The 15,423-nt window shown below is 48.8% G+C and carries 14 protein-coding genes and 2 pseudogenes; 8 read left to right on the forward strand and 8 right to left on the reverse strand.

The annotated features are described in order from the left end of the window. Positions 1-45: 45 nt before the first annotated feature. From VHA_RS06230 to VHA_RS18585, 3 genes are all read left to right on the forward strand, one after another. Positions 46-1,542, forward strand: coding sequence for a CoA-acylating methylmalonate-semialdehyde dehydrogenase (locus VHA_RS06230; protein WP_005502843.1), 1,497 nt, complete (start codon positions 46-48; stop codon positions 1,540-1,542). Positions 1,543-1,666: 124 nt separating this feature from the next. Next, a complete protein-coding gene (locus VHA_RS06235; RefSeq protein WP_005502844.1) occupies positions 1,667-2,434 on the forward strand; it encodes an IclR family transcriptional regulator in 768 nt (255 codons plus the stop codon). A gap of 315 nt (positions 2,435-2,749) precedes the next feature. Further along, the gene (locus tag VHA_RS18585) at positions 2,750-3,775 is read left to right on the forward strand and encodes a Tle-like phospholipase domain-containing protein (RefSeq protein ID WP_005502848.1); all 1,026 of its coding nucleotides are present in this window, start codon (positions 2,750-2,752) and stop codon (positions 3,773-3,775) included. Positions 3,776-3,880: 105 nt separating this feature from the next. On the opposite strand, the gene VHA_RS06245 is transcribed toward VHA_RS18585, so the two are convergent. Genes VHA_RS06245 through VHA_RS06255 form a run of 3 tightly spaced genes read right to left on the reverse strand, consistent with a single transcriptional unit; the run spans position 3,881 to position 6,041 of the window. After that, positions 3,881-4,612: an amino acid ABC transporter ATP-binding protein gene (locus tag VHA_RS06245; protein WP_005502850.1), complete on the reverse strand. Its 732-nt coding sequence runs from the start codon at positions 4,610-4,612 to the stop codon at positions 3,881-3,883. After that, positions 4,609-5,283 carry an amino acid ABC transporter permease gene (locus VHA_RS06250; protein ID WP_040528320.1) on the reverse strand — a complete coding sequence of 225 codons (675 nt, stop codon included), beginning with the start codon at positions 5,281-5,283 and terminating at the stop codon, positions 4,609-4,611. Before VHA_RS06250 ends, VHA_RS06245 begins: the two co-directional genes overlap by 4 nt. Further along, complete coding sequence (locus tag VHA_RS06255; RefSeq protein WP_005502854.1) at positions 5,283-6,041, reverse strand: amino acid ABC transporter substrate-binding protein; 759 nt, start codon at positions 6,039-6,041, stop codon at positions 5,283-5,285. Before VHA_RS06255 ends, VHA_RS06250 begins: the two co-directional genes overlap by 1 nt. Positions 6,042-6,577: 536 nt before the next feature. Between VHA_RS06255 and VHA_RS06260 the strand changes: the two genes are divergently transcribed. After that, complete coding sequence (locus VHA_RS06260; RefSeq protein ID WP_040528322.1) at positions 6,578-8,581, forward strand: PhoX family protein; 2,004 nt, start codon at positions 6,578-6,580, stop codon at positions 8,579-8,581. 79 nt (positions 8,582-8,660) lie between these two features. Here VHA_RS06260 and VHA_RS18590 read toward each other — a convergent pair. Together VHA_RS18590 and ompW are read right to left on the reverse strand one after the other, a co-directional pair. Beyond that, a pseudogene (locus tag VHA_RS18590) lies at positions 8,661-8,883 on the reverse strand (hypothetical protein); the annotation flags it as partial. A gap of 38 nt (positions 8,884-8,921) precedes the next feature. Beyond that, positions 8,922-9,566, reverse strand: a complete 645-nt coding sequence (gene ompW, locus VHA_RS06265; protein ID WP_005502865.1) for an outer membrane protein OmpW — start codon at positions 9,564-9,566, stop codon at positions 8,922-8,924. Positions 9,567-10,090: 524 nt separating this feature from the next. On the opposite strand from ompW, the gene VHA_RS06270 reads away from it, so the two are divergent. Both VHA_RS06270 and VHA_RS06275 read left to right on the forward strand, forming a co-directional pair. Further along, positions 10,091-11,446, forward strand: coding sequence for a multiheme c-type cytochrome (locus VHA_RS06270; protein ID WP_005502866.1), 1,356 nt, complete (start codon positions 10,091-10,093; stop codon positions 11,444-11,446). 55 nt (positions 11,447-11,501) lie between these two features. After that, the gene (locus VHA_RS06275) at positions 11,502-12,080 is read left to right on the forward strand and encodes a NapC/NirT family cytochrome c (RefSeq protein ID WP_005502867.1); all 579 of its coding nucleotides are present in this window, start codon (positions 11,502-11,504) and stop codon (positions 12,078-12,080) included. 153 nt (positions 12,081-12,233) lie between these two features. Here VHA_RS06275 and VHA_RS06280 read toward each other — a convergent pair whose 3' ends face one another. The 3 genes and pseudogenes from VHA_RS06280 to VHA_RS06290 form a co-directional block, all read right to left on the reverse strand. Next, positions 12,234-13,316, reverse strand: coding sequence for a glycerol dehydrogenase (locus tag VHA_RS06280; RefSeq protein WP_005502868.1), 1,083 nt, complete (start codon positions 13,314-13,316; stop codon positions 12,234-12,236). Between the two features lie 49 nt (positions 13,317-13,365). Continuing rightward, positions 13,366-14,175 carry an MIP/aquaporin family protein gene (locus VHA_RS06285; protein ID WP_005502869.1) on the reverse strand — a complete coding sequence of 270 codons (810 nt, stop codon included), beginning with the start codon at positions 14,173-14,175 and terminating at the stop codon, positions 13,366-13,368. 19 nt (positions 14,176-14,194) lie between these two features. Then, positions 14,195-14,824, reverse strand: a pseudogene (locus VHA_RS06290) (IS3 family transposase); the annotation flags it as partial. Between the two features lie 74 nt (positions 14,825-14,898). Here VHA_RS06290 and tnpA point away from each other — a divergent pair. Together tnpA and tnpB are read left to right on the forward strand one after the other, a co-directional pair. After that, on the forward strand, positions 14,899-15,192 hold the full coding sequence (gene tnpA / locus VHA_RS06295) for an IS66 family insertion sequence element accessory protein TnpA (RefSeq protein WP_005501083.1): 294 nt from the start codon (positions 14,899-14,901) through the stop codon (positions 15,190-15,192). Then, positions 15,171-15,423: IS66 family insertion sequence element accessory protein TnpB (gene tnpB, locus VHA_RS06300; RefSeq protein WP_155808535.1), on the forward strand; the 253-nt coding region annotated here is incomplete at its 3' end. The genes tnpA and tnpB, both read left to right, overlap by 22 nt.

The raw sequence follows: 15,423 nt of genomic DNA on the forward strand, positions 1-15,423 counted from the left end.
GCAAACTTTATTTAAACGACTTATCAAACGACAGGGAGTTAACTCATGAATACTATTGGACATCTGATAAACGGGGCATTAATCACCGAAGGCCAAACCACGTTGCCAGTGTATAACCCAGCAACAGGCGCTGTAACCGCGCAGGTGGATGTTGCCAGCACTAAAACCGTTAATGATGCAGTGCGTCAGGCCAAGGCTGCCTACCCGGCTTGGCGCAACACACCGCCAATTCGCCGTGCCCGTATCATGCAAAAGTTTCTGCAATTGCTTCAGGATAATGCCGATACCATCTGCGAGATGATTGGCCGCGAGCACGGCAAGATAAAACACGATGCGATGGGCGAGTTGCAACGGGGCATTGAAAATGTCGAGTATGCCTGCAGCATCCCCAATCTGCTCAAAGGCGAACATACCCGTGGTGTCGGTCCCGGCATCGATGCGTGGAGTGAGTTTCAGCCACTCGGCGTTGTCGCGGGGATCACACCGTTTAACTTTCCGGTCATGGTACCGCTTTGGATGTACCCACTCGCCATTGCCTGTGGGAACTGCTTTATCCTTAAGCCTTCTGAACGCGATCCAAGCTCAACACTGTTCGTCGCGCAGTTGCTTCAGGAAGCGGGATTGCCACCTGGGGTGATGAACGTAGTCAATGGCGATAAAGCTACCGTAGATGCCCTGCTCGAAAACAAAGACATCAGCGCAGTCAGTTTTGTGGGCTCAACCCCGGTTGCACAAAGCATTTACACTCGGGCGAGTGCAGCGGGCAAACGTTGTCAGGCGCTCGGTGGTGCCAAAAACCATGCCATCGTCATGCCAGATGCTGATCTCGACAACGCTGTCAGCCAGTTACTGGGCGCAGCATTTGGTTCCTCTGGGGAACGGTGCATGGCGCTTTCTGTGGTCACTGCTGTCGGTGAACAGACCGCCGATACCTTGGTTACCAAGCTAAAAGAAAAGATGGCCGGACTCAGAGTGGGAGGCTGCAATGACAACAGTAACGACTTTGGTCCTGTCATCACAGAGGCACACCGTGACCGCGTGAATCGCCTGATAGGCAGTGCGGAAACCCAAGGGGCAGAAGTGGTTGTTGATGGCCGCAACCCATTGGTTTCGGGTTTGGAATCAGGCTTCTTTGTTGGCGCAACCTTGATTGATCGCGTGACACCGGAAATGGAAAGCTATCAGGAAGAGATCTTCGGGCCGGTTCTACAGGTTGTCCGGGTTGATTCCATGGCAGAAGCGATGCAGCTCATCAATGACCATGAATATGGCAATGGTACCTGCATTTTCACCCGTGATGGTGAAGCTGCACGATATTTTTCCGATCATATTGACGTGGGCATGGTTGGTATCAATGTTCCCCTTCCCGTGCCGGTGGCCTACCACAGCTTTGGCGGTTGGAAGCGCTCCTTTTTTGGCGATTTAAGTGCCTATGGGCCTGACGGTGTTCGTTTTTACACGCGCCGTAAAACCATTACCCAGCGCTGGCCTTCGGAAGCGGTACGTGAAGGTGTATCATTTTCAATGCCTGTGATGAAATAGTGTGAAAAAGCGATAAGTTGACAGCGTACTTGTGTGAGCAAACTTATACAGGTACGCCTCGACACTGCGATTTGTCCTCTGATACAGATATACTTCCTCCATATCAATAGAATCAGGTGCAGGGATGACAATAGAAAGACGCGAAAAAGCCTCCTCCATAACCCGTGTGTTGGAAATCATCGAAGCTGTTTCCCGCTCAGAGCGGCCACCAAGCCCGGCAGAGCTGTCTATCATGCTCGATATCCCCAAGCCGAGCATTCACCGGTTACTACAGCAGTTAGAGCGGGAAGGCTTTGTGCAGACCAATATGCGTGGGGGGCTGATCCCTGCTAACCGCATGCATGACATCGCCCTTGGTGTGTTACATACCACGCGTTTTAAAGCGGTGAGAGAGGCTATTTTGCGAAAACTGGCTGATGAGGTGGGGGAAACCTGCGGCATCTCGTTACCCAATGGCGTTGATATGATCTATTTCGATCGCGTGCAAACGAACTGGCCATTGCAAATCAATTTACCGACAGGCAGCCACACGCCCATTTGGTGTACTGCCAGCGGGAAGCTTTATCTCAGTACCCTGACAAAGCGTCGCCGGCAACGGCTTATCAACAATATAAGTCTGGAAAGGCACGCCAAGAATACGATCACAGACCCCATTGTTCTGGAGCGCGCACTGAGTGAAATAGAAGACCGGGATCTCGGTATAGATAACGAAGAGTTCATTGATGGTATGGCAGCAATAGCGGTTCCCATCCGCAATGAAGAAGGACAACTTCACGCCTGCCTGTTTACCCACGCTCCCGTATTTCGAAGCTCTCTGGATGATTTACTACGGTTTGAGCCTCAACTCCGTCGCGCAGCGAGGGATCTGGAATCTTTGATGAAGGAAGGCTAAACCCCCCTATTATTTCCGTTTCCTCGGTTCCATTGAATCTTGCTACACCAACTTTGGTGTCGGCAGGCTTTTAGGTTTCTTCTCCCTACTCTTAACCTAAAGTGCATAACGTATTGTTTCCTTTTATTTCAAATGGATAAAACAACATCCAACGATATTTTTAAGCATTAACATGCCTTATTTTAAATAGTCTCATTATTGCTACGGTTTTTGACTGGCAGGATATTACTGACACTCTACGATAGATATCGATACATAAAGTATCAATTTAACGCTAATACGAAATAGTATTCATCAATAAAGGGAATTTTTCTCATGAAGAAGATCATAGGATGTTCGTTAGCTGTTTTGTTGGGCTTTTCCATTCAACATGCTTCTGCAACGACTCAGGAAGAGCTGGGCAATATCGGGGCGTATGTCGACTCGGTACTCAATCCGAATATGACAAACACTGCAAATGCTACCGGGACAACATATAAAACCCACCAGCCACCTTCCATCAACCAGGCGGGCGTCGCCCTGCATTATCTTGCGTTTGCGGAACATGTTTACAAAAGCTGGGGCGCACCAAATGGCTGGTCTCTCACTGAAAGCAGTCATGACAGCTCAACAGGCTTTCACGCAGCGGTTTATACCCGGGGCAGTGATGCAATCATTGCATTTCGTGGCAGCGAACTAGGGACATCAGATTGGGTAAATAACGGCATTATGGCTGCCGGTGAGATACCTCCACAGTACCGTTATGCAATTTCAGCATCTGCGAGGTTGGCAAATAAATATCGTAGCTACAACATTCATTACACCGGTCACAGTCTGGGCGGTGGTCTGGCAACCGTCGCAGCCATTCGAACCGGTAAACCGGCGACCATTTTTGATGCATCCGGGATCGGCAACGCAGTGCTTGGAGAAATCCAGCAAGCGCTGGCAGCCGAAGGCCAACCGGCTAACGCATGGGCAACCAACGCCACCCGCATCACGAATTTCAACCTGGAAGGTGAGTTTGTTTCCGATGGTGATCACCAGCAGGATGCCGATGTGATTGGTGTAGATTCAAAACAGTATGGCGATATTTTCTATCTTTCTGCCTCACGCTTTACGCCACTGTTTTTCCTGGATACCGGTCTGTCGCGCCACTTCACCACCCCCCTTCGGGAAGAACTTCAGCTCCTGTCGCAACCTATTTTCCGCGTCGATACTAACGACCGGACAAGCATCGACAACGACATCAACGAATTCACCGCGTCTTTCTATGTCGATTGGACGGACGACACGCTGGATCTGATGGCCTGGCAGGCAGAATACGCCATTAATTCCTTCCCGAGTCTCCTTGAAGATCTATAAAAATAACGTCTTGGCTAATTAACAAAAAGCCCCTTTCATCGACCAGATAAAGGGGCTTTACGTTTATACCAAGGAAACGCCAACCAGAAGGTACAACCTTGGTGACTATGCCGCTCGTGCGACGAAAGCTTTCGTACGCACGTTTTTTGGGTTGCCGAATATCTGTGATGGCGGACCTTGTTCGACAATCACCCCACCTTCCATAAAGATCACTTTATCAGCAATCTCACGGGCAAACTGCATTTCGTGGGTCACTACAATCATGGTTTGCTTCTGTCTGGCCAGTTGCTTCATCACCGCCAACACCTCTTCAACCCATTCGGGGTCCAGTGCTGAAGTCGGCTCATCAAACAGGATCACTTCACCTTTACAGGCCATAGCGCGGGCAATACCCACGCGCTGTTGCTGACCGCCGGAAAGCTGCGCCGGATATTTTTCCAGGTGCGCTTCCATGCCCACACTCTGTAACAGAGTACGTGCGGTAGCAAATGCCTGCTCTTTCGGCTCTTTCCACACCGTCATCAGCGACTCCGCCACGTTTTCCAGCGCGGTTTTGTTGGCAAACAGTGCATAGCTCTGGAACACGAAGCTGCTTTGTTTGCGCAGTCGGTGAATATCGCTTTTCGAGACATTGCCAGCATTAATGTGCACATCACCAATCTGGATTTCTCCCCCACTTGGTGTTTCGAGGTAATTGAGACAACGAAGCAGTGTCGATTTTCCGGTACCAGATGGGCCGATAATCACCACGATTTCGCCCTGATCAACCTTGAGATCGATTTGCTTGAGCACCTCAACGTCACCAAAGCGTTTGCTCAAATTTTTTACTTCAATCATCGTGCATACGCCTTGTTCAAGCGGACTTCCATCACCGTTTGAATACGGGTAAAGAAAATCACCACCAGCCAGTAAATCAGTGCGACAGCGAGGAAAGACTCAAAGAATTTAAAGCTCGATGAAGCTTCCATTTGCGCCTTGGCCATGATTTCCGCCACACCCAGTGTAAACGCCAGCGATGTGCTTTTGATCATGTCGATGAAATAGTTCATCAACGAAGGCGTTGCAACGCGGGCTGCCTGCGGCAAGATGATGCGCTGCATTGCCTGAATCTCTGTCATACCAACACTCAGGCTCGCTTCCATCTGATGTTTATCAATACCCAGAATCGCACCGCGAATACTCTCCGCCATATAGGCAGAGAAGTGGAGAGACAAACCGATAACCGCGGCGGTAAACGCGTCCATTCCAACAAAAATAGGGAAGACTTGCGGCAAACCATAGTAAAGGAGGAAGAGTTGAACCAGCAGCGGTGTACCCCGGAAAAACGAGATATACACAATCACCACAGCATCCAGACCTTTTACTTTGAATACCCTTACCAGCGCCAACAGCACCGACAGCACCAGAGCAGCCGCAAAGCCTATCAGTGACATCTCCAAGGTTATTCCCAGATACTTCACCAGTATCGGGAATAACGCCAGCATGTAGTCAAAATCGAAATTTTGCATTATTGCGTGATGTCTGAATCAAACCACTTCTCTGAAATTTTGCTGAGGGTGCCGTCAGCTTTCATTTCAGTCAGTGCCTGATCAACCTTCGCTTTTTTCGCCAGTTGCTCAGGCGTATTCAGGAATGGCATCGCATTTTCGATGGTTTCAAACGGTTCGCCAGCCAGTTGCAACGGCAGACCCGATTTTTTAATCAATTGTGCAGATGAAACACGGTCCATAACGAATGCATCTGTGCGGCCCAGTGCAACATCCTGCTCGAAACCGGAATCATAAGTAATGATATTGATTTCATTTGCTTTGTCGTAGTTGCGCAGCAGTTGTTCAAAATTACTGCCCAGGTTCACCGCCACTTTCTTACCTTTAAGGTCTTCAATGCCACTAATATCTTCTCGGCCTTTACGCACCACCACCTGTGCGCCGTCTACCACGTAAGGCACAGAAAACGCGTATTTCGCCTTGCGTGCTTCTGTCATCGTGATCTGATTACTGATGGTGTCAATGTGACCAGCTTCCAACATGCCAAACAAGCCAGAGAAGCTCGACGTCACAAACTCAACATCGTAATCAGCACGCTTACCGATTTCGTTCCAGACATCGATTTCAAAGCCCTGCAATTTATCCAACTTCACGAATGTGAATGGGAAGTAGCGACCAGACATACCGACTTTAATGTCTTCCTGGGCCAGCGAAGCAGTAGAGGTGAAGCTCGCCGCCAACGCAACAGCGGCAAGCAAAACGTTTTTTATAGAAGGCATTGTTACAACTCCAATTGTTATATTTCCCTAAAACGCCTTACTTCCGGGTTCTTTTAATGTTCGTAAGGGGTTTCTATTTGTTGAGCCAAATGTAACCCATACCTATTTTTGTGATAAATAACGAAATGTTCTATGTAATAATCTGCAAATAAGTACGTTTATAGATATATCATCTATGCTGGCTACTTTTCACACAAAGCATACTCTATACATTTCCTTCCATGTCGAATTTTAAAAAGTCGATATTTTTCACCCCTTCTGAGCACTCGCCCATTTATCCCAAACTACCTGAAGATACTTGGGTATATTCCGTCAAATCCGCTACAAAAAGGAACCGGTTGTTTTAATGCTGACCGTATCGGGCTCACCGAGCACGTTGATTGACGCTTTAAGTGCCTTGATATGCAACCATCCCAATAAGGTCATAAATTCGTCATTGTACGGCCACAGAAAGTTAATGTTTGTTCATCAAAAGCGTCAATTTTTGCTCCCAGACTGGTTACGCCACAAAAAACACAACCAATAGGAATTGAGCAATGAGTAAGGAAACGTTTGACCCCACGCTGCGCAACCATAGCGGCAACAAACCGTTCGATGAAGTGCTGGAAGCCAACCTGTCACGACGCAGTATACTGAAAGGGGGTGTGGGTGTTGGCGCACTCACTGCGGTAAGTTCACTCGGTCTATCGGGCTGTTTTTACCCTAACGTATCAAAAGCCAAGCTGAATTTTGAGTCTATTCCGGGCTCACAGACCGATGCTGTTGTTGTCCCTCCTGGCTACAATGCGCAAATACTGGCGCCTTGGGGCACACCACTCAATGCACAGGGTAACGCATGGTTGGATGACGGCTCCAATACCGCAAAAGATCAGTTGAACGCGATGGGTATGCACCATGACGGCATGCATTTTTTCCCGCTCAACAACAGTGACGAAGAAGGCCTGCTGTGTATTAACCACGAGTACATCGATCTACATGCCCTGCACCCGAATGGTCCAACCGTGAACAATGGTCTTCGCACCCTCGTTGATGAAGTGCGCAAAGAGATTAACGCGCATGGTGTGAGTGTGGTGCGCATCCGACTTGAAGACAACAAATGGGTGATGATCAACAACGATCCATTGAACCGCCGTTACACAGGGGCGACCGAAATGGATGTTTCCGGCCCGCTGGCAAATACCTCCTTTCTGATCACCAAATACTCGTCAAACGGCAACACCGTGCGCGGTACCCTGAACAACTGTGGTAACGGCTACACACCTTGGGGTACTTATCTGACGTGTGAAGAAAACTGGCCGGGGTACTTTGTGAATACCGGCACACTGACGAAAGAGCAGGCACGTATCGGTGTGTCTGATGACAATACCCGCTACCTTTGGGAAACACTGGCAGGCAACGCACAGGAAGTGGATGACGAGTTCACCCGCTTTAATGTCACTCCAAGCGGCGCATCGGCTTCTGAAGATTACCGCAACGAAGCAAATGGCCACGGTTACATCGTCGAAATCGACCCATACACCGCGAATTCACGTGCCCGAAAACGCACTGCTCTGGGCCGTTTCCGCCATGAAGGTTGTGTGTTCGGCAACGTCAAACACGGCAAACCTGTGGTCTTCTATTCAGGCCACGACTCACGCTTCGAATACATTTACAAATTTGAATCTGCAGCGCGCTGGAACAAACGCGATGCACGCCGCACAGACCGCTTAACCGTCGGTGATAAGTACATGGACGAAGGTACTCTGTATGTGGCCCGTTTCAACGACGACGGCACAGGCACCTGGTTGCCGTTAACGCTCGGCAGTGTCACCACTGATGGCGGTACGCTGGCGGATCATTTCGATTCACTGGAAGCCATTATCCTGAACACACCGGGAGCAGCAGATAAAGTCGGCGCAACCCCAATGGATCGCCCAGAGTGGTGTGCGGTTGATCCATTCTCCGGCTCTGCCTACATGACGCTGACCAACAATACCCGCCGCACCGAAGGCAACTCCGCAAACCCACGCGTAAACAACAAATTCGGCCACATTATCCGTTGGGATGAAGGTCACCGTTCTACCGAGTTCACCTGGGATATCTTTGTGTTCGGCGCACCCGCGGATGGCGATGCAGACACCAACCGATCTGGCCTGACGGAATTCAATCAGTTCGCAAGCCCGGATGGGCTGGCGTTTGATAAGCGCGGCATTATGTGGATCCAGACCGATAATGGCGCAGATGAAGTGGAAGAGTATACCAATGACCAGATGTTGGCAGTCGTGCCTTCACCATTGATGGATGATGCGTTCAACCAATTGCCAATCAGCGAAGAGAACCAAGGCGAGCTACGCCGTTTCTTCGTAGGTCCAAACGGTTGTGAGGTAACAGGTTTCGCTGTCAGCCCTGACTACCGTTCTGTGTTCGTGAACATCCAACACCCGCGAAACTGGCCTTACTCTGACGATGCGACTGAAGAAACACCGGGCGATGTTAAACTGCGTCCCCGCGCGGCAACAGTGGTTATCCGCCGTAACGACGGTGGCCCTATTGGTACCTAACAGATCATCGGTACCTAACAGATCGTGGGTTGAAAGTAGGAAGGGACGCACTCGCGTCCCTTTTCTGTGACTAAGCAATGATCACCCGCTCAGGTTTCAGTGCCTGAATTTCCTTAAGCTGATCCAACCAAGCTGTCACTTCTTCATCAGTTTGGGTGTCTGCCATCCAAACGTGCATGCCTTCTACGAGGCCTACGTTACCAAGAATCGCTTTTTCTGACGGGATCCAGCGCCTTGGCCGCAATTTGCAAGGCATCGGCACGGGTGAAACCGGTATCAATCACCATTACTTCCTTTTCACCTGCGTGATTCCCCTTTTTTTGCTAAAGTCCAGAATGCCTTAGAAGGTATAACCCATCGCCACCATAAAGACCCAAGGGTCAATTTCCACGTTGGTTTTCTGCTCAATACCGTTGAATTTGTAGGTCGCATCGGTGTTAATGTCTGCATACCAAATTGAACCGTTCACAAACCAGTCCTCATCCAGCATGTAATCCACACCCACGTTTGCTGCCAGCCCCCATGAATCATCCAGTTTCAAATCACTTAAACCAACATCTTTGGCTTTACCGTTGAAGCCTTCGTCAAAAAAGATCGTGTAGTTGATACCCGCCCCCACATAAGGGCGAATCTTGCTTTCTTTGGTGCCGAAGTAATATTGCGCCATCAGTGTCGGTGGTAAATGGCTAGTTTCAGCAATGTCGCCAAGGCCTAACAGATTGGTGGAAATATCGTGAGTAAATGGCGTTGCAGCCAACAGTTCAATACTCCAGTTGTCAGTCAGCATGTAACCCACTGTCAGGCCAAGCTGAGTATTGGAACCAACTTCGAGCTCTTCCTGTGAACCGAGGATCTTATCACTGCTGTCATTGGGCGAAACATACGCGGCACCGGCACGGACGACAATATCCCCCTCACTGTGTGCCAACACGGGAGAAACAGCAGCGGCAGCCATCATGGCAATGATACTCATCGTTTTTTTCATTATGGTTTCCTTACGTTGTAGGGTTTCGTTGTCATACCCGGGAAAGCCGAGTAATTTTTGAACTGCGCCGCAATTTACCACGCAAACACCACTCGCTTTTGATGGAAATCAATTTGTAAACGAATTGCCTTTTCCGGTTAAAAAATTGCCAACCCGATCAACAAATCACCCATATTCACCTACATTCATGTCATCCAGACATTCCCCTTTACCGACCGCCAAGATCGGTCAGTTTTACTAAACATCTTGAATAAAACATTCTGAAATTAGTGAAGCGGCATCACAAATACACCTTATAAAAGGTAGGGAAATCCCACTCCCTACTACGCTAATTTTGAGAAAGTAAGTCAGTCAACATCTCCATAAAAAAGCGCCGGCAACGCACTGGTGTGATGTGAGCGAGGTTCACCATGGACTCAGGAATGTTGACAAAAATTAATAATGTCGTGTTCGCCACGCTGATGGCTATATTGCTCCTGCTATTCACAGCAGGAAGCGTGAGCGCCGAACCGAAGGCTTTAGTAATGAAGCCTTTCAAACAACTCAGTAATCAAAGCAAGGAGTGTGCTGCCTGTCATAAAGAAAAGAACCCTTCAATTTACGCCCAGTGGGGGCGTTCTAAGCACTATGGTGCCAACGTCGGCTGCTATGAATGCCATAAAGCCGATCCTGAAGATGCCGATGCAATACGCCATGAGGGCGTAGACATTGCGGTGATCGTCTCACCAAAAGACTGTGGCAGTTGCCACGTTCAGGAAGTCGAGGAATTCGACGCCAGCCACCATGCCAAGGCCGGACAAATCATCGGCTCACTCGACAATTTCCTGGCAGAGGTGGTTGAGGGATCATTGATGCTGAATGGCACGTCGCCTGCTGCTGTAAACGGTTGCTGGCAATGTCATGGTTCGGAAGTCAATGTGCTGGAAAATGGCGATTTGGATCCGGCAACCTGGCCGAATACCGGTATTGGCCGTATCAATCCGGATGGCTCTATCGGTGCGTGCAGTGCCTGCCACCAACGCCATGAGTTCGACATGGTGCAAGCCCGCCGCCCAGAGGCCTGCGGTAAATGCCACCTTGGTCCTGATCATCCCCAGAAAGAGATTTACGAAGAGTCTAAGCATGGCATCAATTTCTATGCCCATGTTGACCAGATGAACCTTGGCTCAGCGAAATGGATTGTCGGCGAAGACTATGACTCCGCCCCAACCTGCGCAACCTGCCATATGTCGGCAACCCGTGAACTGCCAGTGACCCATGATGTGGGTAACAGGATTTCCTGGACGTTGCGACCGGCGATTTCTGAAAAAATCGATGCCAAAGACAAGGCACTGGGTAAAGAAACCAGACCTTGGGAGGAAAGACGTGCTGACATGCAAAATGTCTGTCAGTCCTGCCATACCAAGTCGATGGTTGAAAACTTCTACGTCCAATTTGATTCATTGGTTGAATTGTACAACGAGAAGTTTGCCCGTCCCGGCAAGCAACTTATGGCCGTGTTGAAAGAAGAGAACATGCTGACGGAAACCGGTTTTGATGAAGAAATCGAATGGACCTGGTTCTATCTGTGGCACCACGAAGGGCGCCGGGCACGCCATGGGGCAGCTATGCAGGCACCTGACTATGTGCAATGGCATGGCATGTATGAAGTCGCAGAACGTTTCTACATTGAAATGGTGCCTCAATTTCTCGAAGTGGTTGAAAAAGCGGAGCAGAAAGGCAATCACGACGGTGCTGTAAAAGCCCGAGCCGTGCTGGCAGACATTCTCGCCCGCCCAGAGCATGCCTGGTTCAGTGGCAACGAGCCCGAGGAAGTGAAGCGCGCCCGCAAAGAAGCACAGGAAGCCTTCAAAGCGCGTTATCTGGACGAAAGTAAGTGATAACGGCGATCGCAGCGCCTTGCAGTTTTAAGGCGCTGCGGTCTGGGGAGGAATAATGGACGAATCCAAAGCTTCAGCGTCAAGACTGTCCCGACGGCAAACACTCTGGCGCTGGCTCAAAAAGCCGTGGCTGCTGAGTATTCCCATCGGTGTATATCTGCTGGTGATTGGTATTGCTGGATTTCAAGGCGTGATGGTGGCATCAAACCAAAATGCATTTTGCTTCAGCTGCCACCTGAAAATGGACACCATCGTACAGGAATATAAGGCATCGCCACATTATGTCAGCGAGGAAGACATTCATGCGACGTGTGCGGATTGCCATGTGCCGAATGAGTTTGTAGACAAAATGCGGGTCAAGATCGCCGCCACGGCAGATATCTATTACATGCTCACCGGTAAAATTACCAAGGATAACTTCGAGCAAGAACGGCCGCGGTTAGCACAAATGGTGTGGGATGACATGAGCGCAGATAACTCAGCCAACTGCCGGCATTGCCACAGCGGAGATAATTTTAACCTTAGCGGGCAACCACAACGGGCCAGATTGAACCACCAGCAAATGGACGCACGTGGAGAAACCTGCATCGACTGCCACACCGGTATCGCCCATAAGCGAATTACCATAGAGTAATAAAACAGGCCGCCTTAACCCGGGCGGCCTGTTTCTATCAATGTCAATGCAGAAAGGATCCTCCAATGATCTTGAAATATGCAGGCATATTTTAGAATCGCACCTCCCTGCCCCAGTAACAAAGCAGGGAGGTGCAAATCGAAAGTACCGGTTCTACAATCCCAGTGTATGAGCACTGTAAATGGCAGAAAGCACTGCCGACGGTGTCACCGGGAAGGGCATATTGTGGATAGTTTCACCTTCAGCGCAGGATGCTTCAGCCACCCGCAGGAGCTTTTCGTTATCCAGCTCTTTCATTCCCATCTGATGAAGGTTTGTAGGAAGCCCTACTTCTTTACAGAAATTAAGAACAGTCTGAATCTCCTCCATAGGCGCATTTTCCAACGTCAATAGGACAAGTGTTCCAAATGCCACTTTTTCACCGTGATAGAGGTGGTGGAACTCCTCCACATGCGTCAAGCCATTATGGACTGCGTGTGCGGCAGCCAATCCACCACTCTCAAAGCCGATCCCGCTTAGATAGGTATTCGCCTCAATGACATTGTCAAGAGCAGTGGAACTTAAATGGTTGATAGCAGAGATCTTCGCTTTCAATCCGTCGGCAAGCAACGTTTCATAGCAGAGTTTCGCCAGTGCCAATGCAGAAGCTGTTGGTACACCCCCCGCCATGGTTTTCCCACCGGAGATACCGTTAGCCCTGGCTTCAAAATAGGTTGATAGCGCATCCCCCATTCCAGCTACCAAAAGCCGGACAGGTGCACCGGCGACAATAGTGGTATCCATAATGACCATGTTAGGGTTTGAGGGTAAAAGCAAGTATTCACTAAACTCCCCCTCCGGGGTGTAAATTACGGATAGTGCGCTTGTTGGTGCGTCTGTTGACGCCAGTGTTGGCACAATCACAACAGGAACATTATGGTAAAAGGCTGTTGCCTTGGCTGTATCCAGTGTCTTGCCACCTCCGATACCAATGACAATATCATGGCTACCTTTTCGACAGAGTTCGGCAAGGCGCTCAATTTCCGGACGGGAACATTCGCCACAAAAGGTTTCTATGCTGTAGGGCTTATTCAAAGAAGAAAAGCTCTGCGATACGGGCTCGACAACAATCTTTTGGACGGTTTCATCAGCAAGTATCAGCGGATTACTGCCTATCGTTTCAACGTATTGAGCGAGTTTTCCAATAGCATTCGGACCTTGGATGTATTTTCCGGGACTAATAATTATCCTTTCCATCATAATCTCCTTGATAAGGTTATATTACATACTTACTACTCTGTACCGTTTATGTAGATTTCACTCTATTTCTTGACAGGTAATTCCCTGCTATTTTTGGATAAATCCAAGCACTGAAACATGCACCTGAAATTGTCGCAACAATGGGAACAATAAAATAAGGAAATGTTTTCCCACCACTTAATGACATATAATTCCAACCTGCCAAGAATGTGAATAGCTTAGGGCCGAAATCTCTTGCCGGGTTCATGGCAAACCCGGTTAATGAACCTAATGAACCACCTATTACAGCAATAACAATACCAATAATTATTGGGCCTATTGCACTATTATTAAAACCACTATTCTCATCAAATACCGCCAATATTGTAAACATCAACACTGAAGTAATTAAAAACTCAACAGAAAATGCACCAGCGATAGAAATTGAAGGGTTAGGGTAGGTAGAAAATATTGCAGCGGTTAATAGGCTCTTTTCAGAGCCACGAATAATCTGATGCATAGTTTCATATTCAGTAAACAGGTTGAAATACAAAAGATAAACTAAGCATGCTGCACAAAATGCGCCAAGGCACTGAGACAAGATATATGGAATAACTTTTGATTTATCAAATCCATGAAATGCAGACAAAGCAATAGTGACAGCTGGGTTCAGATGGGCACCGGAAACCCCTTTACTGCAGTAAATTGCTATAGAAACACCCAACCCCCACGTTATACTTATTCCCCAAAAATCGAGGTTAGCATTTGCCAAAACAACGGCAGCAACACACCCAACACCGAAGAAAACAAGTAACCCTGTACCAAAAAATTCCGCAATACATTGATAGTAAATATCATTTATCTTAAAGTTAAACATATATGTAACCCTCCCCATTTTAGTGACAGTCTAAATTAGAGCTTTTCCTGCTTTCATACTTAGCCAGATATTCCCAAGGGGTTAGGTCATTGAGAGAGTCATGCGGTCTCTCGTTGTTGTATTCCTTCATCCAGTTTTCGGTGATTTCTCGGACTTCGGACAGCGTTTTAAAGACATACATGTCGAGAACTTCAGTTCGATAGGTTCGGTTAAAACGTTCAATGTACGAGTTTTCTGTTGGCTTGCCTGGTCGGATAAATTCAAGCTCAACGCGGTTCTCTTCCGCCCACTCGGCCAATGCCGTTGAGACAAACTCAGGGCCGTTGTCCATGCGTAGTTTCTGGGGAGCACCGCGCCAAGCAATAATACGCTCTAGGACTCGGATAACTCTCGGTGCGGGGAGATTCAAGTCCACTTCAATGGCCAACACTTCTCGATTGAAGTCATCAACAACGTTGAAGGTGCGAAAACGCCGGCCACAGACAAGGGCATCGCTCATAAAGTCGATAGACCAACAACTGTTCGCCCAATCAGGACAACAAAGCGGCGCTGGCTCACGCTTGGGAAGGCGCTTCTTACCCTTTCGCCTCAAATTGAGTTTTAGAGAGCAATACACGCGATATACCCGCTTGTGGTTCCATGCGTGCCCCGTAAGCGGTTAATAAACCCCACATACCAATAATGCCGACGCTTTGACATAGTGCCTTTTTCAACGGAGGCACTATGAACCAAGCACAAAAACGCGCTCACTGGACATCCGTCATCGAGCAACAAAAGCAAAGTCAGCTATCCATAAAACAGTTCTGCGAAGACAAAGGTATTAGCTATCAAACCTTCTTTTACTGGTCTAAGCGACTGCGCACCCCTGAGACAGTGCAGACGTTGCAGCCCATTGAGTTTGATGAGCCGCGCCATTCGCTCTCTGTTGTCCTGTTCTTTACCAATGGTATTCGTGCAGAGCTGCCAGCGGCACTCAGTCCCGCGCAAATCAAACATTGGGTCGACGCGCTGCAATGACACCGTCCGGCAAGGTCTTCCTGGTCTCCGGCGTGACCGATATGCGCAAGTCCATTGATGGGCTGTCGTTGATTGTCGCCGAACAACTGGACATGGATCCGTTCAGCGAAGCCTGGTTCATCTTCTGCAATCGTGGACGAGATAAACTCAAAATCCTGTTTTGGGATACCAACGGGTTTTGGCTTTACTATCGCCGTTTGGAGAAAGGCACTTTCAAATGGCCACGCCCCA

Source organism: Grimontia hollisae CIP 101886 (assembly GCF_000176515.1).
Lineage (GTDB): Bacteria > Pseudomonadota > Gammaproteobacteria > Enterobacterales > Vibrionaceae > Enterovibrio > Enterovibrio hollisae.